The organism is Streptomyces sp. NPDC042364 (assembly GCF_056437585.1).
Genome location: NZ_JBWKAJ010000001.1, coordinates 666,170 through 687,157 on the forward strand (window position 1 = coordinate 666,170; position 20,988 = coordinate 687,157).

Below are 20,988 nucleotides of genomic sequence, written 5' to 3' on the forward strand. Positions count from 1 at the left end.
GCCTCCTTGTCAGGCTTGTCAGACGGTTTCCCGTACGGCGCGGGCGACGACGCGCAGGCCCTCGTCCAGCTCGTCCGGGGTGATGGTGAGGGCCGGCAGCAGCTTGACGACCTCGCTCTCCGGGCCGGACGTCTCGATCAGCAGCCCGAGTTCGAACGCCCGCTTGGCGACCCGGCCCGCACGGGCCTTCTCGTGGAACTCCAGGCCCCACACCAGGCCGCGGCCCCGGTACTCCTTCACGTCGGCGAGGTTCTCCTCGGTGATGGAGACCAGCGCCTGCTCGACCTGCTCGCCGCGCGCACGGGTCTGCTTCTCCATGGCGGAGCCGTCCGACCAGTACGTTTCCAGGGCAGCGGTCGCGGTGACGAAGGCGGGGTTGTTGCCGCGGAAGGTGCCGTTGTGCTCCCCGGGCTCCCAGATGTCCAGCTCGGGCTTGAACAGGCACAGCGACATCGGCAGCCCGTAGCCGCTGATGGACTTGGAGACGGTGACGATGTCGGGGGTGATGCCCGCCTCCTCGAACGAGAAGAAGGCCCCCGTACGGCCGCAGCCCATCTGGATGTCGTCGACGATCAGCAGCATGTCCTGTCGCTCGCACAGCTCGGCGAGCGCGCGCAGCCACTCCGGGCGGGCGACGTTGATGCCGCCCTCGCCCTGGACCGTCTCCACGATCACGGCGGCGGGCTTGTTCAGCCCGGACCCCTGGTCCTCCAGGAGCCGCTCGAACCACAGGAAGTCGGGGACCTGGCCCTCGAAGTAGTTGTCGAACGGCATCGGCGTCCCGTGCACCAGCGGGATGCCCGCCCCGGCCCGCTTGAAGGCGTTGCCGGTGACGGCGAGGGAGCCCAGGGACATGCCGTGGAAGGCGTTGGTGAACGACACGATGGCCTCGCGCCCCTTCACCTTCCGCGCCAGTTTCAGCGCGGACTCCACGGCGTTGGTGCCGGTCGGGCCCGGGAACATGACCTTGTACGGCAGGTCGCGGGGCCGCAGCACCAGGTTCTGGAAGGACTCCAGGAACGCCCGCTTGGCGCCCGTCGACATGTCGAGGCCGTGCGTGACGCCGTCCCGCTCCAGGTAGTCGATCAGGGCGCGTTTGAGCACCGGGTTGTTGTGGCCGTAGTTGAGCGAACCGGCTCCGGCGAAGAAGTCCAGGTAGCTGTGGCCGTCCTCGTCGCGCATCCGGCTGCCCTGAGCGGTGTCGAACACGGTGGGCCAGCCGCGGCAGTAGCTGCGCACCTCGGACTCCAGGGTCTCGAAGACGCTCAGGTCGGGCTGGGTGATGGTCACGGCGAATCGCTCCTCGATGCGTGGGGGGTGCGGGTGTGCGGGGTGGTGGGGGGAGAGGGCGGCCCGGGGGAGGCCGGCGGTGCTCAGGGGGACAGCGGGCCGATGCGGTGCAGCACCTCGGGCTCGTGCGGACCGTCGGGGAAGTCCCCCGCCTCGAACAGGACCGTGCGCTCCACGGTCGCGCCGTGGCGTTCGGCGAACGCGGCGAACAGCCGCTCCGAGGCCGTGTTGCCCGGGGTGATGGTGGTCTCGACGGCGGCCAGCGCGTGCTGCCGCGCGACCCGTGCGGTCAGCCCGTCCAGCAGCGCCCCCGCGAGTCCGCGCCCGCGGTGCGCCTCGTCGACGGCCACCTGCCACACGAGGAGGGTGTCCGGCCGCTCCGGCCGCACGTACCCGGTCACGAAGCCGACCGGTTCCCCCGTCTCGTCCCGCGCCACCGCGGAGGTGTCCGCGAAGTCCCGGCACCACAGCAGATAGCTGTAGGAGGAGTTCAGGTCGAGGGTTCCGGAGTCCCCGGCGATACGCCACAGCGCGCTGCCGTCCGCCACGTCCGGGCGGTCGATCCGAATCCCCTCGGCGATTTCCGGTTGTGATTCCAGGTGTGGGATGTGCAGGTCTGCTTGTGCGGCAGTCATGCGGCTTGAATTTACCCAGCGAGATTTCGGATTGCATCGCCGCGCGGGGTTACGAATAGATGCTTCGTGTGTTATCACGCGGGCGCGAGCGAGCGCGCGATCAGGTGGTTGTTCTGTGTGGTTCTGCCCGGAAATAACCTGTCAAAAAGGGCGGGCTGTGGAGTCCGTCACATGCGCGTAACCCTCACGGGACCTGCCCGGATCGCGCCCCTTGTTGTTCGCGAAACCTTTGCGTTTAGGGGAGGTGGAAGCGGGCAGAAGAATACGGGGTCCTACCCGCGGAATTGTAGGTCCCTTTCCGCCCGGATTTCCGCTGGAAAAGCGATCTGCTTTTCTTCTGTTCTCGCCGGTTCGGCGCGGACTCCGCTCTTTCGCGGCCCCTTCTCCGGACCGGAAGCACCGGCCCCCGCTCCGGCCGAGGCGTGCGGCGGCGAGGTGGCGCGGGCTGCGGGGGTGCGAGCGCCGGTACGGACGTGGGCGGATGTTCCCCGCCAGGCCCCGGTAGGGGCGGGGGTTCCCGGCCGGCCCCGCCGGTCCTACTCCCCCCAGGCCGCCGATGCGGCCCGTCGGCCCGCCTCCAGGTCCACCCGCACCCCGAACTCCGTCAGCGCCGCCCCCAGGCCCGCGAGGCTGGAGTGGACGGCTCCCGGCGTCGCGTCGGGGCCGTAGTGGTTGACGCGGACCATCTCCCGGGCGAGGGCGCCGCCGCCCGCGGCCAGCGGCAGCGCGGGGTCCGCGGTGAGGGCCTTGGCGACCAGTTCGGACGCGTCGACCCCGGTCGGCACCCGGAGGGTGGTCGCGACCGGGGCAGCGTCGCGCGCCGCGCGCACGTACGGCTCCAGGCCCCCGCCCAGCGCGAGCGCCCCCGCCCGGGTGGCCGCGGCGGCCGAGGCGTGGCGGGCCGTCACGGTGTCCAGCCCCTCCGACTCGATGCGCTCCAGGCACGCCTCCAGCGCGAGCATCTCCAACTGGGCCGGGGCGTGCAGCAGGGCGCGGCGGCCGCCGTCGATCCAGCGCTCCTTCCAGTCGAGGAGCGACAGGTACGAGCGGCGGGGGGCCCGCGGGTTCGCGGCCATCCGGGCCCATGCCCGCTCGCTCACCGAGATCGCGGAGACCCCGGCCGGACCGCCCATCGCCTTCTGCGCGCCGATCACGCACAGGTCGACACCCCACGCATCCGGCAGCACCGGCTCGGCGCCGACGGAGGCGACCGCGTCCAGGTAGAACAGCGCACCGTGTTCGCGGACGACCTCGCCGATCTCCGCGACGGGGTTCGTGTTGCCGGTCGCCGCCTCCGCGTGCACCAGGGAGACGAGGTCGATGGCCGGGTGCTCGGCGAAGGCCTCCCGGATCCGCTCGGCCGTGACCGCCGTGTGGAACGGCACGGCCAGGTCGACGACGGTCGCGCCGCAGTCTCGCAGCCAGTCGCCGAAGGTCTGCCCGTAGGGGCCGGTGATCACGTTCAGCGCGGTCGTGCCGGGCCCGGCGGCCCCGCGGATCGCCCCTTCCAGCGGCAGCAGCGCCTCACCCTGGGTGATCACCACGTCCTGGCGCGTGGAGAGCAGCCGGGCCACCCGGTCCTCGATCGACGCGAAGTGCGCCGCGGTCAGCGGGGCCAGATCCAGAAACGGGTGCGTCACAGGGTGCTCTCTTCGCTCACTGGGGTAGATGGTGTCCAGAGTGGGCCGACGCGGGTCGACGTGCGTCGAGCGTAATCGGCGCGCCCGGCAGCACCGATCCACGATCCGTTCCCCTGGAAACCGACCGCCCAGCCACCCCCTGACCGATGACTTCTGAGGCCGAACGGCCCAGTGACCATCGGATTGATTTGAGTGAGTCAAACATCTCCTTATAATCGGATGCCTACGTTCCCCACTGGAGGTCTCCCCGTGAACTCGGTCCCCGGACGCCGGACCCGCATCCTCGCCGCCACCACCGCCGCGGCCGGACTGCTGCTCGTGGCCGGCTGCGCCTCGACCGACGACGGCGGCAGCGGGGGCACCAAGACCGCCGCGGGCGGGGTCGAACTGGTCAAGGCGGGACAGCTGACGACCTGCACCCACCTCCCGTACCCGCCCTTCCAGTCGGAGATCGACGGCAAGGTGCAGGGCTTCGACGTGGCTCTGATCGACCTCGTCGCCGAGGACCTGGACGTGAAGCAGGAGATCCTCGACACCCCGTTCGAGAACTTCAAGACGGGCGCCTTCCTGAACTCCGGTGAGTGCGACCTCGCCGCCGCCGGTATGACGATCACCGACGAGCGCAAGAAGAACGTCGACTTCTCCGACCCGTACTTCGACGCCACCCAGGCCGTCCTCGCCGACAAGGACGCCGGCATCGGGTCCTTCGCGGACCTCAAGGGCAAGAAGGTCGGCGCCCAGGCGCAGACCACCGGCGAGGACTACGCCAAGGGCCAGGGCCTCGACCCGGTCTCCTTCGAGTCCTCCGACGCCGTCCTCAACGGCCTGCGCACCGGCCAGGTCGACGCCGTCGTCATCGACTACCCGGTCGTCCAGGGCTGGCTGAAGGACAAGGCGAACGCCGACGCCTTCGAGGTCGCGGACAACATCAACACCGGTGAGCAGTACGGCTTCACGGTCAAGAAGGGCAACACCAAGCTCCTCGCGGCCGTCAACAAGGCGCTCTCCGAGGCCAGGACCGACGGGACGTACCGCGAGCTGTACGAGCAGTGGATCGGGCCGTACGACGAGAGCGCCGCCTCCGCCTCCCCGTCCGCCTCCTGACCCATGGCCGACACGGAGGTGCCGGTCCAGCCCAGGAGGAAGGGCCTGACCCGGCGGCAGAAGCGCGGTGTGTCGCGCGGCGTGCAGTACGCCGTCTTCGTCGCCGCCGTGGTCGCCTTCGCGGTCTCGGCGGACTGGGGCCGGCTGAAGAACCAGTTCGCGCAGGCGGACATCGCCGAGCAGATGTTCCCCGACGTCATCACGATGGCGCTGAAGAACACCGTGCTCTACACCCTGTCCGGCTTCGCCGTCGGTCTGGTGCTCGGCATGCTGATCGCGCTGATGAGGCTGTCGTCGGTGGGCCCGTACCGCTGGTTCGCCGGTGTGTACATCGAGATCTTCCGCGGTCTGCCCGCCCTGCTGATCTTCATCTTCATCGGGGTCGCCGTCCCGCTGGCCTTCCCGGGCACGGAGATCGTCGGCGGCACCTACGGCAAGGTCGCCCTGGCACTGGGCCTGGTCGCGGCGGCGTACATGGCGGAGACGATCCGCGCGGGCATCCAGGCCGTCCCCAAGGGGCAGATGGAGGCGGCCCGTTCACTGGGCTTCTCGCCCGCCCGCGCGATGGTCTCGATCATCATCCCGCAGGCGTTCCGGATCATCCTCCCGCCGCTCACCAACGAACTGGTCCTCCTCTTCAAGGACTCCTCGCTGGTGCTCTTCCTCGGCGTCACCCTGGAGGAGCGCGAACTGTCCAAGTACGGGCGGGACCTGGCCAGCACCACCGCCAACTCCACCCCCATCCTGGTCGCGGGGCTGTGCTACCTGCTGGTGACGATCCCGCTCGGCTTCGTCGTGCGCCGTATGGAGGCGAAGGCCCAGGAGGCCGTCAAATGACAGGGAAGACGTTGGGCGGACACCCCGAGATCCAGGTCCGCGGACTGCGCAAGTCCTTCGGCGCCAACGAGGTCCTCAAGGGCATCGACCTGGAGATCGGCCGCGGCGAGGTCGTCTGCGTCATCGGCCCGTCCGGCTCCGGCAAGTCGACCCTGCTGCGCTGTGTGAACCTCCTCGAAGAGCCCACCGAGGGACAGGTCTTCGTCGGCGGCACCGAACTGACCGACCCGGACGTCGACATCGACGCCGTACGCCGCCGCATCGGCATGGTCTTCCAGCAGTTCAACCTCTTCCCGCACCTCACGGTGACCGAGAACCTCACGCTGCCGCAGCGCCGGGTCCTCAGGCGGAACAAGGCGGAGGCGGCGCGGGTGGCCGCCGAGAACCTGGAGCGGGTCGGGCTCGCCGAGAAGGCGGACGCCTACCCCTCCTCCCTCTCCGGCGGCCAGCAGCAGCGCGTGGCCATCGCCCGCTCCCTGTCGATGGGCCCCGAGGTGATGCTCTTCGACGAGCCGACGTCGGCCCTCGACCCCGAGCTGGTGGGCGATGTCCTGGCGGTGATGCGCAGGCTCGCGCAGGAGGGCATGACGATGATGGTCGTCACCCACGAGATGACCTTCGCCCGTGAGGTCGCCGACCGGGTCGTCTTCATGGACGGCGGTGTGATCGTCGAGGACGGTGCCCCCGCACGCGTCATCGGCGCTCCCCGGCACGAGCGCACCCGCCACTTCCTGTCCCGTCTCCTCGACCCCGCGATGGCGGAGGTGGAGGAGGAGACGTCGGACCAGGTGGGCGGAAGCGGCTGAAAAGGGCATACGCCTTCTGTCGCCCAGAGCGCTCCGCCCGTCATCATTCGGTCATGACGAATCTCGACGACGCGGGCGGCCTCGGGGCCGGTACGCGACCGGCCCCGCTGCCGGAGGACTGGGAACGCTGTCTGGCCGTGGCGGCGCACCCCGACGACATCGAGTACGGGACGGCGTCCGCCGTGGCCCGCTGGACGGCGCAGGGCAAACGGGTCACGTACCTGCTGGCCACCCGGGGCGAGGCCGGTATCGACGGCCTCCACCCGGACGAGGCGGGACCGCTGCGCGAGGCCGAGGAACGGGCCGGGGCACGCGAAGTGGGCGTGGACGTGGTCGAGTTCCTCGACCACCGGGACGGGACGATCGAGTACGGGCCCGCTCTGCGCCGCGACATCGTGCGGGCGATCCGGCGGCACCGGCCGGAGGTCGTGGTGAGCGGGGCGTACACCGTGCGGATGGTCGCGGGGGTGGTGAACCAGGCGGACCACCGGGTGGTGGGGCTCGCCGCGCTCGACGCCGCACGCGACGCGGGGAACCGGTGGGTCTTCCCGGAACTCGTCGACGAGGGCCTGGAACCCTGGGGCGGGGTCCGCTTCGTGGCCTTCGCCGGGGCCGAGCGCCCGACCCACGGTGTGGACGTCACGGGCGAACCGCTGGAGCGCGGCATCGCCTCCCTGGCCGCCCACGCCGAGTACACCAAGGGCCTGGGCGCCCAGGGCTTCGAACCCCGCCCCTTCCTGACCTGGGCGGCCCGCCGGGGCGGCCAGGCACTGGGAGTCGAGGCGGCGGTCCTCTTCGACGTCCACCCCCTCGGCTTCGAGGGTCCGCCGCCGTGGGAGCGGTGACGCCTCCGCGCGTCCGTGGGGTGCGGTTCGTTCGGCGGGCCCGGGTGGGTGCGAACAGCCCCCGCCCACCCGCACCACCCGGCCGGGGACGGCCGCTGACTAGGGTGCGGGTATGAACGAGCGTGCTGTGCTGCGTGTGAAGGGGCGGGTCCTCGTCGGGCCCGACGACGTCCGGGACGAGCTGTGGGTCGTGGACGGCCGTGTCTCCTACGACCGTCCCGCCACCGCGCGGGACGTGCGGACGGTGGAGGGATGGGCGCTGCCCGGTCTGGTCGACGCCCACTGCCATGTCGGCCTCGGCGCGCACGGGCCGGTCGACGCCGGCACCGCGGAGAAGCAGGCCCTGACCGACCGCGACGCCGGCACCCTCCTGATCCGCGACGCGGGCTCCCCCTCCGACACCCGCTGGGTCGACGACCGCGACGACCTCCCGAAGATCATCCGTGCGGGCCGCCACATCGCCCGTACCCGCCGCTACATCCGCGGCTACGCCCACGAGATCGAGCCGGACGACCTCGTCGCGTACGTCGCCCGGGAGGCCCGGCGCGGTGACGGCTGGGTGAAGCTGGTCGGCGACTGGATCGACCGCGAGGCGGGCGACCTGACGGCGTGCTGGCCGCGCGGGGCGGTCGAGGCGGCGATCGCCGAGGCCCACCGCCTGGGCGCCCGCGTCACGGCCCACTGCTTCGCCGAGTCCTCCCTCCGCGACCTCGTCGAGGCGGGCATCGACTGCGTCGAGCACGCCACGGGCCTCACGGACGACCTGATCCCGCTGTTCGCCTCCCACGGCGTCGCGATCGTCCCCACCCTGGTCAACATCGCCACGTTCCCGAAGCTGGCCGAGGGCGGCGAGGCCAAGTTCCCCGTCTGGTCCGCCCATATGAGGCGCCTGTACGACCGCCGCTACGACACCGTCCGCAACGCCTACGACGCCGGAATCCCCGTCTTCGTCGGCACCGACGCCGGCGGCACCCTCCCGCACGGCCTGGTGGCGGACGAGGTGGCCGAACTGGTCAGGGCCGGCATCCCCCCGACGCAGGCCCTCGCCGCGACCACCTGGGGCGCCCGGGCCTGGCTCGGCCGCCCCGGCCTGGAGGAGGGCGCCCCGGCGGACCTCGTGGTCTACGCCCACGACCCCCGCGCCGACGTCCGCGTCCTGGGCGCGCCCCTGCGGGTGGTACTGAACGGCGTCGTCGCCGTCTGACGCGACCACTCGGCGCCCCGCTGTCTCCCACTCCCCTCAGCGGGACCGCTGCCGGTCACCTTCGTGGGCCGAGGCTCCGGCTCCCGTGAGCGGCGCCGCGGGACCTGCGCCGGCGGCCTGGTCGCGGTCCGCTTTCCCGGACGGCACCCGGGAAAGCGGGTACGGACCGGGGCCCCAAGGGCAGTGACCGAAGGGACAATGTCCGGGAACTCGGCTGGTCCCTAGGTTGGTTGGGCACCGCACGCCCGTCTCGAACATCCCGCCCAGCACCAGGGAGACCTCCGTGCCCAACCGTTCCCCTCTCCTCCGCAGACTGTCGAACCTGGCGGTCGCGGGGGCCGCCATGCTCGCGGTCCTCGCCCCCGCCGGCGCCGCGTCCGCCGACAGCCACGCTCCCGTCGCCAAGACGACCGAGACGACGGTCACCCGGCAGGACACGACGGCGGCGGCCGCCGTCAAGCTCCGCAAGCTCTACGACTGGCGCTTCCACGTCAAGCCCAACAACGCCAAGTACGTCGGGCGGCCCTGGAAGCCCGGCGAGGCCGTCCAGGAGCTCAAGAAGTGCTTCAACTGCACGTTCCCGGTCAAGAACGCGCCGAAGAAGTACCCCAAGGAGGGCCAGCTGATCAAGCTGAAGGCCTGCGCGGCGGGTCCCTTCGGCTGCAAGAACGCCCCGGTCAAGTTCTACTCGAAGGGTGTGAAGAACGGCTGGTACTTCGTCGCGCAGAAGGGCCACTTCGACGGCGCCGGCTCCAAGGTGTACTTCCAGTTCTACAACGAGAAGAGCACCGGCTACCTGATGCTCCACGTCTGGGCCTACGTCGCCAGGCCGAGCGTTCCCGACGGCGTCAACAAGTCGTTCGCGCGCGGCAAGTGGCAGGACTTCAACCACAAGATGGGCGTGAAGCTCCACTGCAGGCACAGCTCGCAGTGCTGACGCGGTAGCGCCCGCCCCGCACCACCCGCCGGCGGACCGTCGAGCCCCCTCCGCTCAACGGTCCGCCAGCGTCATCGCCTGGTCCAGCGCCTGGAGGAAGCCGTTGACCGTCGTACGGTCGCGGACCGCCAGACGCAGCCAGTTCTCGTCCAGGCCGGGGAAGGTGTCGCCCCGGCGCACCGCGAAACCCAGGGTGCGCAGATGGCGGCGCACGGCCGGCGCGCGAGGAAGGCGGACGAGGACGAACGGGCCCTCGGCGGGCTCGGCGACGCTCAGACCGTCGGGGGCGAACTCCTTCAGTCCGGCGACCAGATGGGCCCGGTCGGCGGCGATGCGCTCGGCCGCGTCGGCCGCCTCCGCCAGCGCCCGCCCGGACACGCACGCCTCGGCCGCCGCGAGCGCCGGAGTGGACACCGGCCACAGCGGCTGGGCCCGCTCCAGCTCCTCGATCGTCTCCGGGGCGGCGAGGACGTAGCCGATCCGCAGCCCGGCCAGCCCCCAGGTCTTGGTGAGGCTGCGCAGCACCACCAGACCGGGTATGTCCGTCCGCCCGGCCAGCGCCTCCCGCTCACCCGGCACCGCGTCCATGAACGCCTCGTCCACCACCAGCGTCCGCCCCGGCCGGGCCAGCCGCGCGATCGCCCCGGCCGGGTGCAGCACCGACGTCGGGTTGGTGGGGTTGCCGACGACGACCAGGTCCGCCTCCGCGGGCACCGCCGCCGGGTCCAGACGGAACCCGTCCGAAGCCCGCAGCAGCACCCGGTCCACGCGGTGCCCGGCGTCCCGCAGCGCCGCCTCCGGCTCCGTGAACTGCGGGTGCACCACGACCGGCCGACGGGCCCTCAGCGCCCGCGCCAGCAGCACGAACGCCTCGGCGGCGCCCGCCGTGAGCAGCACCCGCTCGGCGGGCAGCCCGTGCCGGGCCGCCACCGCCGCCCGGGCGGCCCGCCCGTCGGGGTAGGCGGCCAGCCCGGTCAGCGACCCGGCTATCCGCTCCCGCAGCCAGGCGGGCGGCGTGTCGGCCCGCACGTTCACCGCGAGGTCGGTGAGCCCGGCCCCGTCGTCCCGCACCTCGGCGTCACCGTGATGCCGAAGGTCGTGCCCGGCGCGCAGATCGTGCCCTCCGCCGGAGTGCGGTCCGGTCTGGGGGTCAGTGTGCATGGGAGTGCGTGTGTCCCCCGTGATGGTGGTGGCCGTGGTGGTGCCCGTCGTCGTCCGGGTGGAAGTGCGGCTGCTGCGGCATCCCCACCTTGTCCTCGAACCCGGGCAGCGCGATCCGGTAGACGCAGGAGTCGCAGTTCATGCGCAGATCGCCCTCCAGGGCCTCCCGGTAGCGCTCCATGACCAGATCCAGCAACTCCGGTTCCGGACCGATGACATCGGCCGACCGTACCTCGATCTCCGGGTGCGCGGCAGCCCAGCCCTCGGTCTGCTGCCGCACCCGGTCCGGCAGGATGCCCGTGAACAGGAAGTACGGCAGCACCACGATCCGCTTGGCGCCCAGCCGCACGCACCGGTCGAGGCCGCTCGGCACGTCCGGCGCCGCCAGCGACACGAACGCGGTCTCCACCCCCGCGTAGCCGCGGCCCTCCCACAGCAGCCGGGCCGCCTTGAACACCTCGGCGTTCGCGTCCGGGTCGGTCGACCCGCGCCCGACGAGCAGCACCGTCACATCGGCACGGTCCTCGGGGCTGCGGCCCGCGCCGCCGAGCGCCTCGTCCAGCCGCCGCTCCAGGACGCTCAGCAGCGCCGGGTGCGGGCCGAGCGGACGGCCGTAGGTGTACGAGATCCCCGGGTGCCGCTCCTTCTCACGGGCCAGCGCCGCAGGGATGTCGCCCTTGGCGTGCCCGGCGGACACCAGCATCAGCGGGACGGCGGCGAACCGCCGTACGCCCCGCTCCACCAGCTCGGCCACGGCTTCGCCCAGCGGCGGCGGGGACAGCTCGATGAAGCCGCCCGCGACGGGCAGTTCGGGGTGGCGGCGCCCCAGTTCCCGTACGAAGTCGCGGAACGCCTCGGCTCCGGCATCGTCCCGGGTGCCATGACCGGCGATGAGCAGGGCGGGCGGCGGGGTGGTCACGATTTCTCCTCGGAGTCTGGAACGGGGTGGTACTGCGGGGCGCCGGGCGCGGCGGCCGGCGCCGGACCGGGCGGGTGGACCGGGGGGTTCACTCGGTGCCCTCCGGGTTCTCCTGCCAGCGGTAGCCGCGGGGCGTCACCATGCGGCCCGCGATCTCACGGGTAGCGGTGTTGCCCACGGTCACCACGGTCATCATGTCGACCGTCGCCGGGTCGAGCGCGGCCAGGGTCGTCAACCGGTGCGACCCGTCCGGCCGCGAGGCGTTCCGTACGACCCCGACGGGCGTGGTCGGCTCCCGGTGCCCGGCCAGGATGGCGAGGGCCTTCGGCAGCTGCCAGTCGCGGCCCCGGCTGCGGGGGTTGTAGAACGTCACCACGATGTCGGCCTCGGCCGCCGCCCGCACCCGCCGCTCGATGACCTCCCACGGCGTGTGCAGGTCGGACAGGCTGATCGACACATGGTCGTGTCCGAGCGGGGCCCCGAGGATCGCGGCGGCGGCGAGCGCGGCGGTGACCCCCGGCACACCGATCACGTCGATGTCGTCGGAGGCCTCGGCGAGCGCGGGGGAGGCCATGGCGTACACACCGGCGTCCCCGCTCCCGATCAGCGCGACGGCCTGCCCCCGACGGGCCTCGGCCACCGCCGTCCGCGCCCGCTCCTCCTCCGCGCCCAGCCCGGACTCCAGGATCCGGGTGCCGGGCCGGAGCAGATCCCGGATCTGGTCGACGTACTGGTCCAGCCCCACGAGCACGGAGGCCCGCCGCAGCTCGGCCTTCGCCCGCGGCGTCAGCAGGTCCCGGGCGCCCGGCCCGAGCCCCACCACCGCGAGCCGCCCCCGCGCCGGCCGCCGTACGACGGCACAGGTGGCCATCGCGGGCTTGCCGTCGGCCCGCTCGGACTTCCGCTTGGGCACGAGGAGTTCACCCCCGCCCACGAGGGCGGCGGCCTCCGCGACGGAGGGGGTGCCCACGGCGGCCAGGGGGGCGTCCGACGGGTTCGGCACCTCGACCCCGGCCAGCTCCTCGGCGGAGTGGGTCACCAGCGGGACACCGAGACGGGCGGCCGCCTCGACGATGCCGGGTTCCCCGGCCTTGGCGTCCACGGTGGCGAGCTCGGCCAGGGAGCGGGGGGAGAGGCCGGCGTCGTGCAGGGCGCTCTCGATCAGCCCCAGCACCTCCTCGGCGGGGGCGCCCCTGGACGCCCCGACGCCCACCACGAGGGTGGGGGGACGGAGGACCGCACGCGCGTCACCGGCGTCCAGCAGCCGGTCGGTGACGACGATCTTGTGCCGGGCGGGCGCGGCGTCCGGCGCCGGACGCCGCACGTTCGGCGGCAGCGCGGGCAGGGGCCGGCCGACCTCCAGGTCCAGCTCCACGGGCTCCCCGTCGAGCACGGCCCGGGAGACCCCGGCCACGTCCCCCTCGACGGGCATCCCGAGCGTGTCCAGGCCGGGCACCCCCACCGCGTCGGTCGCCGTGGTCACGACCGGCTCGGCGCCGAGCACCTCGCCGACCTCGACGGCGAGCGCGTTGGCGCCGCCCGCGTGCCCGCCGACCAGCGACACGGCGAACCGGCCGCCCTCGTCGACGCACACCACACCCGGATCGCTCCCCTTGTCCGCCAGCAGCGGCGCGATCAGCCGCACCACGGCCCCGGTGGCGAGGAAGCACACCACCTGCTCGCACTCGCCGAACGCGCGCCGCACCGCGTCCCCTACGGGCCCCTCGTACACACGGGTCCGCTCGGGCCACGCCGAGGCGAGCCGCTGGGCGGCAACGGCCCCCGCGGCGGTCGCGGAGATCAGGCCGATCACCGGTCAACTCCTTCACAGTGCGCCGGAGGCCTGACGCCCCACAGCAGGAAAACGGGATTGGTCGCCGCCAGCCGGGTCACGTCCCCGGGCAGCGGCGCGAGCCGGGACGCCTGCAGCAGCACGCCGTCACAGGTCAGCCCCGCCGCGACGAGCGCCTCGCGGACCGCCGGGACCCGGTCGAGCGCGGCCATGGCGACCACCACGGTCCGCCGGGCGCGCCGCGCGCAGGCGGTGACGATCGCGGGCAGTCCGCGCCCCCCGCCGCCGATGAACACGGCGTCGGGATCGTCGGGCAGCCCGGCCAGCGCGTCCGGCGCGGCCCCGTGCACCACGTGCACGTCGACGCCGTGCGCGGCGGCGTTGGCGCGGACCCGCTCGACGCCGTCCGCCGTCCGCTCGACCGCGGTGACGGCCGCGCCGAGCCGCGCGCACTCCACGGCCACCGAACCGGAGCCCGCGCCGACGTCCCAGACCAGATCGCCGAGCCGGGGCCCGAGCCGGGCGAGCGCGAGGGCCCGCACCTCGAACTTGGTGATCATCGAGTCGCGGTGCGCGAAGGCGTCCTCGTCCAGCGCCCACCGCCCGGGAGCGGCCGGCGCCCCGGCGACGGTGCGCACGGCGGACACGACGCGCGCCTCGTCCAGGCACAGCACGACGCTCACCTCGGCACCCCAGTCCCGCGCGGCGGCCTCGGCCGGTGTCACCCGCTCCACCCGCTCGCGCTCCGGGTCGCCCAGCGCGGACGCCACCACGAGCGTCCGGCCGCTGTCCAGCAGCCCCGCCCCCAGCTCGGCGGGCCCGCAGCCGGGCCCCGTCAGCACCGCCGCCTTCGGCCGGGCCCGGCACACGTTCAGCGCGGTCCGCAGGGCACGCCCGTGGGCGCTCACCACGACCGCGTCGTCCCAGGGCAGCCCCAGCCGGGCGAACGCCGTGGCCACCGAGGACACCCCCGGCCGGACGTCCAGCTCCCCGGCGCCGAAGCGTTCGGCGAGCGCCCGCACGATCCCGAAGAACCCCGGGTCACCGGAGGCCAGGACGACCACCCGCCGGTCCCGGTACTTCTCGATCACCTGGAGGGCGGGCGCCAGCGGTCCGAGGACGACCCGCTCGGCCGTCGCCGGAAGCGGGGCCGCCGCCAGATGCCGGCGTCCGCCCACGACGAGCGCCGCCTCGGCCAGGACGGCCTCGGCGTCCGGGGCGAGGGGCGCCCCCGTGCCCGTACCGATGACGGTGATCACGGCGTGCCACCCCGGCCGCGCGCCTCCCGCAGCGCCTTGCGCGCCTCGGGGTCGGCCTTGCGGTACCCGTGGAAGTGGCCGGGGTGGTAGAGGTGCGAGCGCGTGCCGTGCGCGTCCAGGGCCGGGCCCACCAGGAACAGGGTGTGCTTCCAGAGCTTGTGCTCCTTGACGGTCTCCTCCAGCGTCCCGATGGTGCACCGCACGACCAGCTCCTCCGGCCAGGTCGCCTGGTAGGCGATGACCACCGGCGTGCCGGTCGGATAGCCGCCCTCCAGCAGCTCCCGCACCAGTTGCCCGCTGCGCGCGGCCGACAGGAAGATCGCCATCGTCGTGCCGTGCCGCGCGAACTCCCGCACCTCCTCGCCGGGCGGCATGGGCGTCTTGCCCCCGCCGAGCCGGGTCAGGATCACCGACTGCGCGACCTCCGGGATCGTCAGCTCCCGCTGGGCGAGCGCCGCGACGGCGGAGAACGACGACACACCCGGAACGACCTCGGTCTCGATCCCGAGCGCACGGCACCGGTCGAGCTGTTCCTGCGTACCGCCCCACAGCGCCGGGTCGCCGGAGTGGATCCGGGCCACCCTCAGCCCCTCCGTGAGGGCGCGCTCGTACACCGCGACGACGTCCTCCAGGGACATGGCGGCCGAGTCGAGGATCTCCGCTCCCGCACGGGCGTGGTCCAGCACCTCGGCCTGTACCAGGCTGGCCGCCCAGATCACGACGTCCGCCTCCGCGATCGCCCGCGCGGCCCGGAACGTCAGCAGATCGGCGGCCCCGGGTCCGGCTCCGACGAAGGTCACCTTGCCGGTGGGGGCATCGGCCATGGAAGTCATCGTTCCTCTCTCAAAGGCAGTACGGGGCGCGAAGGCTGTTCGGGACACGGAGGCGGTACCCGGCGGCGCCCCTCAGGGCCCTTGCCGGACTCCGGAACCCGGCCGCGGCCTCGGGGCGCCGCGAGGAAGAGCCCCGGCTCTTCCGGTAGCAAGGACCCATGGCGGTGTTCGTGGCGCTCGGCGCGTTCCTCATGACGCTCATCGGCGGCTGGACGGCAGGGCGCGTCACGGACCGCCGGCACCTGGTGCTGGGCCTGGCCGGCGGCCTGATGCTGGGCGTGGTCGGCCTCGACCTGCTGCCGGAGGCGCTGGAGGCCGCCGGCGACGAGGTCTTCGGGGTGCCGGCGGCGCTGCTGCTGTTCGTCGCCGGCTTCCTCGCGGCACACCTGGTGGAACGCCTGCTGGCGGCCCGTCAGGCGGCGCACGGCGCGGAGGAGTACGACGGGCGCGCCCCGCAGGTCGGTCTGACGGCGGCCGCCGCGATGGTCGGCCACAGCGCCATGGACGGCGTCGCCATCGGCGCGGCCTTCCAGGTCGGCGAGGGCATGGGCCTCGCGGTGGCGCTCGCGGTGATCGCCCACGACTTCGCGGACGGCTTCAACACGTACACGCTGACGAGCGTGTACGGCAACGCCCGCCGACGGGCGATCACGATGCTGGTCGCGGACGCGGTCGCACCGGTCCTGGGCGCCGCCTCCACGCTCCTGTTCACGATCCCGGAGGGCCCGCTCGGCTGCTACCTCGGCTTCTTCGGCGGCGCGCTGCTCTACCTGGCGGCCGCCGAGATCCTCCCCGAGGCGCACCACGCGCACCCGGCGCGCTCCACGCTGCTGTGCACGATCGCCGGGGCGGGGTTCATCTGGGTGGTGGTGGGCGTGGCGGAGTGAGCGGCCGGACCCGAGGGCTCCGCTCACAGCTTGCCGCCGCGTCCGCCGTCGCGCGGGGCGGGCGCGATGAGCGTGGACAGATACGGCAGGGGCCGCCCGTCGAGCGCGCCGGCGGCCTGGATGGACTCCTCGGGAAGGCCCAGCGCGGACCCCCACACCGCGTCCTGGAGCCGCCCCGTCTCCCGCAGCACCTCGACCACGGCCTCCGCCTGCCGCCCGAACTTGTACGCCACCACGGTCCCCGGACCGCTGAGGGCGTCCTTCAGCACGGCCGACCCCGCGGTCACGGGCACCAGCGTGAGCGGCTCGGTCCCCTCGGTCAGTACGGCACCGGAGCGCGCGGCGAGGTCCTGCATCGCGGTGATACCGGGCACCGTCTCGACGACGGTCCCCGGCACCAGCTCGCCGATGGTGTGGGCGAGGTAGGTGAACGTCGAGTACACGTTGGGGTCGCCGATGGTGGCGAACGCGACGGCGGAGTGCGTCTTCAGCAGCTCGGCGACCCGCTCCCCGGCGGCGTCCCAGGCGGCCTCGCGCCGCCCCCGGTCGGTCCGCTCGTTGAGCGCGAAAACGACCCGGACGATCTTCTCCGCGCCCACGTAGTGCAGCACGGTCGCCTCGGCACGACCCCGCTCCCCGGTGTCCATGACGGGCACGACGACGACCTCGGCGTCCCGCAGCGCGTTGACGCCCTTGACGGTCACCAGCTCCGGGTCACCGGGGCCGACCCCCACTCCGATCAGCCTGCTGCTCATGACGTCCGGCACCTCTCCACGAACCGACGGGCGACACCGGGCTCGGACGCCCAGTGCGTGTGCAGATAGCTCGCGTGCACACCGCGCTGTACAAAACCCTCGACCCGCCGCAGAGGGCCGCGAATCCCCCACGCGGGAGCCGCCCCGGCCCCCGGCTCGACGACCGTCCGATGGAACTCGTGCCCCCGCATCCGCGTCCCCGCGGGCGCCAGCACACTGTCGTTCACCGCCACGGCGTCCCGGTAGCCGAGCGTCAGCCGCGCGTCCATCCGGGCCGTGGCGTCGAGCACCCCGCACATGGGCCGCCCGTCCAGCTCCCGGCACAGATACAGCAGCCCCGCGCACTCGGCCGCCACGGGCGCCCCGCCCAGGGCCAGCTCGGCCACGTCCTTCCGCAGCGCCTCGTTCGCGGACAACTCGGCGCCGTACACCTCGGGAAACCCGCCCCCGACGACCAACCCGCGCGTCCCCTCGGGCAACCGCTCGTCCCGCAGCGGGTCGAAGGCCACGACCTCGGCACCCGCGGCACCGAGCAACTCGGCGTGCTCGGCGTAGGAGAAGGTGAACGCGGGCCCGCCGGCGACAGCGACGACCGGCGCCCCGCCCTGCGGCGCCCCGTCCTCCGCCTCCCGTTCCCGCGCCGGCCCCAGGGCCTCGGCGGCGTCCCACGCCGCACCCGGCAGCGCCCCCGCGCTCCGGGCCAGCGCCATCAGCCCCTCCAGATCGCACCCGGCGGCCACCTGCGCCCCCATCGCCGCGACCGCCTCCACGGCCTCCGCCCGCCGCTCGGCGACCGGCACCAGCCCCAGATGGCGGGACGGCGTGTCCACCCGGGCCACCCGCCGCAGCACACCCAGCACGGGCACCCCGGCCGAGTCGAGCGCCTCCCGCAGCAACTCCTCGTGCCGGTCGGACGCGACCTTGTTGAGGATCACACCGCCGACCCGCACCTCCGGGTCCCAGGACGCGAACCCGTGCACCAGCGCCGCCACCGACCGCGACTGCGACGACGCGTCGACGACCAGCACCACCGGCGCCCGCAGCAGCTTGGCCACGTGCGCGGTGGACGCCAGCTCGCCCTCGCCCGCGGCCCCGTCGTACATCCCCATCACGCCCTCGACGACGGCGATGTCGCACCCCCGCGCCCCATGGGCGAACAGCGGCGCGATCAGCTCCGGCCCGCACAGGTACGCGTCGAGGTTGCGCCCCACCCGCCCGCTCGCGAGCGCGTGGTAGCCGGGGTCGATGTAGTCCGGCCCCACCTTGTGCGGGGACACGGCGAGCCCCCGCGCGGTGAGCGCGGCCATCAACCCCGTGGCGACGGTGGTCTTGCCGCTGCCCGAGGAGGGCGCGGCGACCACCAGCCGGGGGACGGACGAGGAGGAGTTCACGACGGCATCACCACTCGATGCCCCGCTGGCCCTTCTGGCCCGCGTCCATGGGGTGCTTCACCTTCGACATGTCCGTCACGAGGTCCGCGAGATCGACGAGCTTCTCCGGCGCGTTCCGCCCGGTGATGACCACATGCTGGGTCCCCGGCCGGTTCCGCAGCACGTCGACGACCTCGTCGGTGTCGACCCACCCCCAGTGCATGGGGTACGCGAACTCGTCGAGCACGTACAGCCTGTACGTCTCGGCCGCCAGGTCCCGCTTGACCTGCTCCCAGCCCTCGCGGGCCTTCTCCTCGTTGTCCATCTGCGCGTCGCGCTGGACCCAGGACCAGCCCTCGCCCATCTTGTGCCAGTCGACGGAGCCGCCCTCGCCGCTGGCGCCCAGCACCCGCAGCGCGTTCTCCTCGCCGACCTTCCACTTCGCCGACTTGACGAACTGGAACACCCCGATCGGCCATCCCTGGTTCCAGGCCCGCAGCGCGAGCCCGAAGGCGGCGGTGGACTTGCCCTTGCCGATGCCGGTGTGCACGACGACGAGCGGCCGGTTGCGCCGCTGACGTGTCGTCAGCCCGTCGTCCGGCACCACACTCGGCTGTCCCTGCGGCATTACGCGGCCCTCCTCGAAGTCCCCTGCACATCCCTGACCAGCCCGGCGATGGAGTCCGCGCGCAGCTCGTCCAGCGTCACGGCCGTCCCGCCCAGCTCACCCGCGAGCCGGCCGGCCAGACCCAGCCGCACGGGCCCCGACTCGCAGTCCACCACCACGGAGGCGACGCCCTCGACCGCGAACAGCCGTGCCGCCCGCCCCGCCAGCGCCACCGGTTCCGGCCCGCCCGTGGCGCGCCCGTCGGTCACCACGACGACCAGCGCCCGCCGTGCCGGATCGCGCAGCCGTTCGACCCGCAGCACCTCATGGGCCCGCAGCAGCCCGGCGGCCAGCGGTGTCCGCCCGCCCGTCGGCAGCGACTCCAGCCGGACCGCCGCCGCGTCCACGGACGAGGTCGGCGGCAGCGCCACCTCGGCGGCGGACCCCCGGAACGTCACCAGACCCACCTTGTCCCGCCGCTGGTACGCGTCCAGCAGCAGCGACAGCACGGCGCCCTTCACGGCGCTCATCCGCTGCCGCGCCGCCATCGACCCGGAGGCGTCCACCACGAACAGCACGAGGTTCCCCTCACGCCCCTCACGGGTCGCCTGCCGCAGATCGTCACGCCGGACGACGAGCCCAGGACCGGACCGCCCCCGCGCCCGCTGATGCGGCGCGGCGGCCTGCACGGTGGCGGCCAGGTGCAGCTTGGTCAGCGTGCCCCGCGGACGGCGCGCCCCGGTGGTGCGCCCGTGCTCGGTCCGGGCCCGCGAACGCCGCCCGGCGGCGCCCTCACCAAGCCCCGGCACGCTCAGCACCTTCGTCCGGAAGGGTTCGGCGGCCCGTACGGCGGACTGCTCGCCCGCACCCGCGCCGGAGGGCTGCGGCTCCCCGCCCTCCCCGGCCTCGGGCCGCGCGCCGGTGTCCCCGCCCTGCGGCCCCTCCGGGTCCGACGACGGCGGCTGCCCGCCACCGCCGGGCCCGTCCGGGCCGGGGTCGGGGTCCTCGTCCCCGGACGACCCGCCGAACTCCTCCAGCGTCTCGTCGAGCTTGTCCTCGTCCAGGCCCGGCGCGTCGAACGGGTTGCGGCGTCGCCGGTGCGGCAGCGCCAGCAGCGCCGCCTGCCGGACGTCCTCCGCGAGCACCTCGGTCCGTCCGGCCCACGCGGCCAGCGCGGTCGCGGTCCGGGCCATGACGATGTCGGCCCGCATGCCGTCGACCTCGAAGGCGGCACAGGTCGCGGCGATCTGCCGCAGCGCCCCGTCGCCCAGCCGCACCGACGGCAGCAACTCCCGCGCCGCGACGATGCGTTGACGCACCGCGGCCTCCTCGTCCGCCCAGCGGGCGGCGAAGGCGGCCGGGTCGTCGTCGTAGGCGAGCCGCCGCCGTACGACCTCCACCCGCTGGTCCGGCTCCCGCGAGGCCGACACCTCGACGGTCAGCCCGAACCGGTCGAGGAGCTGCGGCCGCAGCTCGCCCTCCTCCGGGTTCATGGTGCCGACGAGCAGGAAGCGCGCCGCGTGCCGTACGGAGACACCCTCGCGCTCCACGTACGAGGCACCCATCGCCGCCGCGTCCAGCAGCAGGTCGACGAGGTGGTCGTGGAGGAGGTTGACCTCGTCGACGTAGAGGATGCCGCGGTGGGCGGCGGCGAGGAGGCCCGGCTCGAACGCCTTCACGCCCTCCGCGAGCGCCCGCTCGATGTCGAGGGCCCCGACGAGCCGGTCCTCCGAGGCGCCGACGGGCAGTTCGACCATCCGGGACGGCCGCCGCGTACCGTTGCCGGCCTCGTGCGGCCCGTCCGGGCACGCCGCGTCCGGCTTCGCGGGGTCGCAGGAGAAACGGCACCCGGCGACGACGTCCACCTCGGGCAGCAGCGCCGACAGCGCCCGCACGGCGGTGCTCTTCGCGGTGCCCTTCTCGCCGCGCACCAGCACCCCGCCGACGGCCGGGCTCACCGCGTTGAGGAGCAGTGCCAAGCGGAGGCTGTCCTGTCCGACGATGGCAGCAAAGGGATAGGGCGTGCTCACGTGGTGATCACTCCTTCGGGGGACTCAAGGCGGGACGACGTGCAGCCAAGCCGTGGACCCGCCATGGTCGAAGCCTG

At 73.5% G+C, this 20,988-nt stretch carries 19 protein-coding genes; 7 read left to right on the plus strand and 12 right to left on the minus strand.

Going from position 1 to position 20,988, the window contains the following annotated elements; genetic code table 11:
- Positions 1 to 18: 18 nt before the first annotated feature.
- The 3 genes from ectB to AC067N_RS02885 form a co-directional block, all read right to left on the minus strand.
- A complete protein-coding gene (gene ectB, locus AC067N_RS02875; RefSeq protein WP_478677076.1) occupies positions 19 to 1,290 on the minus strand; it encodes a diaminobutyrate--2-oxoglutarate transaminase in 1,272 nt (423 codons plus the stop codon).
- 83 nt (positions 1,291 to 1,373) lie between these two features.
- Entirely contained in the window at positions 1,374 to 1,925 is a 552-nt protein-coding gene (gene ectA / locus AC067N_RS02880; protein ID WP_478677077.1) for a diaminobutyrate acetyltransferase, read from the minus strand.
- Positions 1,926 to 2,461: 536 nt separating this feature from the next.
- Entirely contained in the window at positions 2,462 to 3,565 is a 1,104-nt protein-coding gene (locus AC067N_RS02885) for a pyridoxal-phosphate-dependent aminotransferase family protein (RefSeq protein ID WP_478677078.1), read from the minus strand.
- Positions 3,566 to 3,814: 249 nt separating this feature from the next.
- Between AC067N_RS02885 and AC067N_RS02890 the strand changes: the two genes are divergently transcribed.
- The 6 genes from AC067N_RS02890 (at position 3,815) to AC067N_RS02915 (ending at position 9,298) form a co-directional block, all read left to right on the plus strand.
- The gene (locus AC067N_RS02890; RefSeq protein WP_478677079.1) at positions 3,815 to 4,669 is read left to right on the plus strand and encodes a transporter substrate-binding domain-containing protein; all 855 of its coding nucleotides are present in this window, start codon (positions 3,815 to 3,817) and stop codon (positions 4,667 to 4,669) included.
- Between the two features lie 3 nt (positions 4,670 to 4,672).
- Positions 4,673 to 5,506, plus strand: coding sequence for an amino acid ABC transporter permease (locus AC067N_RS02895; RefSeq protein ID WP_478677080.1), 834 nt, complete (start codon positions 4,673 to 4,675; stop codon positions 5,504 to 5,506).
- Positions 5,503 to 6,312, plus strand: a complete 810-nt coding sequence (locus tag AC067N_RS02900) for an amino acid ABC transporter ATP-binding protein (RefSeq protein WP_478677081.1) — start codon at positions 5,503 to 5,505, stop codon at positions 6,310 to 6,312. Before AC067N_RS02895 ends, AC067N_RS02900 begins: the two co-directional genes overlap by 4 nt.
- Before the next feature lie 53 nt (positions 6,313 to 6,365).
- Complete coding sequence (locus AC067N_RS02905) at positions 6,366 to 7,157, plus strand: PIG-L deacetylase family protein (protein WP_478677082.1); 792 nt, start codon at positions 6,366 to 6,368, stop codon at positions 7,155 to 7,157.
- A gap of 112 nt (positions 7,158 to 7,269) precedes the next feature.
- Positions 7,270 to 8,361, plus strand: coding sequence for an amidohydrolase family protein (locus AC067N_RS02910; RefSeq protein ID WP_478677083.1), 1,092 nt, complete (start codon positions 7,270 to 7,272; stop codon positions 8,359 to 8,361).
- Positions 8,362 to 8,644: 283 nt separating this feature from the next.
- Entirely contained in the window at positions 8,645 to 9,298 is a 654-nt protein-coding gene (locus AC067N_RS02915) for a hypothetical protein (RefSeq protein ID WP_478677084.1), read from the plus strand.
- A 54-nt stretch (positions 9,299 to 9,352) separates the two neighbouring features.
- On the opposite strand, the gene cobC is transcribed toward AC067N_RS02915, so the two are convergent.
- The 5 genes from cobC to cobM form a co-directional block, all read right to left on the minus strand.
- Positions 9,353 to 10,459 (minus strand): Rv2231c family pyridoxal phosphate-dependent protein CobC, encoded by a 1,107-nt coding sequence (gene cobC / locus AC067N_RS02920; protein ID WP_478677085.1) that lies wholly within the window; start codon positions 10,457 to 10,459, stop codon positions 9,353 to 9,355.
- Positions 10,449 to 11,378 (minus strand): sirohydrochlorin chelatase, encoded by a 930-nt coding sequence (locus AC067N_RS02925; protein ID WP_478677086.1) that lies wholly within the window; start codon positions 11,376 to 11,378, stop codon positions 10,449 to 10,451. The genes cobC and AC067N_RS02925 overlap by 11 nt, the downstream gene beginning before the upstream one ends.
- An 88-nt stretch (positions 11,379 to 11,466) precedes the next feature.
- Positions 11,467 to 13,191 carry a precorrin-3B C(17)-methyltransferase gene (cobJ, locus tag AC067N_RS02930; RefSeq protein WP_478677087.1) on the minus strand — a complete coding sequence of 575 codons (1,725 nt, stop codon included), beginning with the start codon at positions 13,189 to 13,191 and terminating at the stop codon, positions 11,467 to 11,469.
- Positions 13,188 to 14,429 (minus strand): precorrin-6y C5,15-methyltransferase (decarboxylating) subunit CbiE, encoded by a 1,242-nt coding sequence (cbiE, locus tag AC067N_RS02935; protein ID WP_478677088.1) that lies wholly within the window; start codon positions 14,427 to 14,429, stop codon positions 13,188 to 13,190. Before cbiE ends, cobJ begins: the two co-directional genes overlap by 4 nt.
- Positions 14,426 to 15,253 carry a precorrin-4 C(11)-methyltransferase gene (gene cobM, locus AC067N_RS02940; protein WP_478677089.1) on the minus strand — a complete coding sequence of 276 codons (828 nt, stop codon included), beginning with the start codon at positions 15,251 to 15,253 and terminating at the stop codon, positions 14,426 to 14,428. The genes cbiE and cobM overlap by 4 nt, the downstream gene beginning before the upstream one ends.
- 167 nt (positions 15,254 to 15,420) lie before the next feature.
- Here cobM and AC067N_RS02945 point away from each other — a divergent pair, with 167 nt between their 5' ends.
- On the plus strand, positions 15,421 to 16,149 hold the full coding sequence (locus AC067N_RS02945; RefSeq protein WP_478677090.1) for a ZIP family metal transporter: 729 nt from the start codon (positions 15,421 to 15,423) through the stop codon (positions 16,147 to 16,149).
- Positions 16,150 to 16,172: 23 nt separating this feature from the next.
- Here AC067N_RS02945 and cobI read toward each other — a convergent pair whose 3' ends face one another.
- From cobI to AC067N_RS02965, 4 genes are read right to left on the minus strand one after another with little or no spacing between them, the layout of a single operon-like run.
- Complete coding sequence (cobI, locus tag AC067N_RS02950; protein WP_478677091.1) at positions 16,173 to 16,904, minus strand: precorrin-2 C(20)-methyltransferase; 732 nt, start codon at positions 16,902 to 16,904, stop codon at positions 16,173 to 16,175.
- Positions 16,901 to 18,295: a cobyrinate a,c-diamide synthase gene (locus tag AC067N_RS02955; protein WP_478677092.1), complete on the minus strand. Its 1,395-nt coding sequence runs from the start codon at positions 18,293 to 18,295 to the stop codon at positions 16,901 to 16,903. The genes cobI and AC067N_RS02955 overlap by 4 nt, the downstream gene beginning before the upstream one ends.
- Before the next feature lie 7 nt (positions 18,296 to 18,302).
- Positions 18,303 to 18,902 (minus strand): cob(I)yrinic acid a,c-diamide adenosyltransferase, encoded by a 600-nt coding sequence (cobO, locus tag AC067N_RS02960; RefSeq protein WP_362581167.1) that lies wholly within the window; start codon positions 18,900 to 18,902, stop codon positions 18,303 to 18,305.
- Positions 18,902 to 20,911, minus strand: coding sequence for a putative cobaltochelatase (locus AC067N_RS02965; protein WP_478677093.1), 2,010 nt, complete (start codon positions 20,909 to 20,911; stop codon positions 18,902 to 18,904). The genes cobO and AC067N_RS02965 overlap by 1 nt, the downstream gene beginning before the upstream one ends.
- Positions 20,912 to 20,988 lie beyond the last annotated feature (77 nt).

What these genes read in the sequence shown, in the direction of transcription:
- AC067N_RS02910 (WP_478677083.1), top strand. Translation starts at nt 7,270, where the DNA reads ATGAACGAGCGTGCTGTGCTGCGTGTGAAGGGGCGGGTCCTCGTCGGG.
- cobC (WP_478677085.1), bottom strand. Translation starts at nt 10,459, where the DNA reads ATGCACACTGACCCCCAGACCGGACCGCACTCCGGCGGAGGGCACGAT.
- ectA (WP_478677077.1), bottom strand. Translation starts at nt 1,925, where the DNA reads ATGACTGCCGCACAAGCAGACCTGCACATCCCACACCTGGAATCACAA.
- AC067N_RS02895 (WP_478677080.1), top strand. Translation starts at nt 4,673, where the DNA reads ATGGCCGACACGGAGGTGCCGGTCCAGCCCAGGAGGAAGGGCCTGACC.
- AC067N_RS02945 (WP_478677090.1), top strand. Translation starts at nt 15,421, where the DNA reads ATGGCGGTGTTCGTGGCGCTCGGCGCGTTCCTCATGACGCTCATCGGC.
- cobI (WP_478677091.1), bottom strand. Translation starts at nt 16,904, where the DNA reads ATGAGCAGCAGGCTGATCGGAGTGGGGGTCGGCCCCGGTGACCCGGAG.
- AC067N_RS02905 (WP_478677082.1), top strand. Translation starts at nt 6,366, where the DNA reads ATGACGAATCTCGACGACGCGGGCGGCCTCGGGGCCGGTACGCGACCG.
- cobM (WP_478677089.1), bottom strand. Translation starts at nt 15,253, where the DNA reads ATGGCCGATGCCCCCACCGGCAAGGTGACCTTCGTCGGAGCCGGACCC.
- cobO (WP_362581167.1), bottom strand. Translation starts at nt 18,902, where the DNA reads ATGCCGCAGGGACAGCCGAGTGTGGTGCCGGACGACGGGCTGACGACA.
- AC067N_RS02900 (WP_478677081.1), top strand. Translation starts at nt 5,503, where the DNA reads ATGACAGGGAAGACGTTGGGCGGACACCCCGAGATCCAGGTCCGCGGA.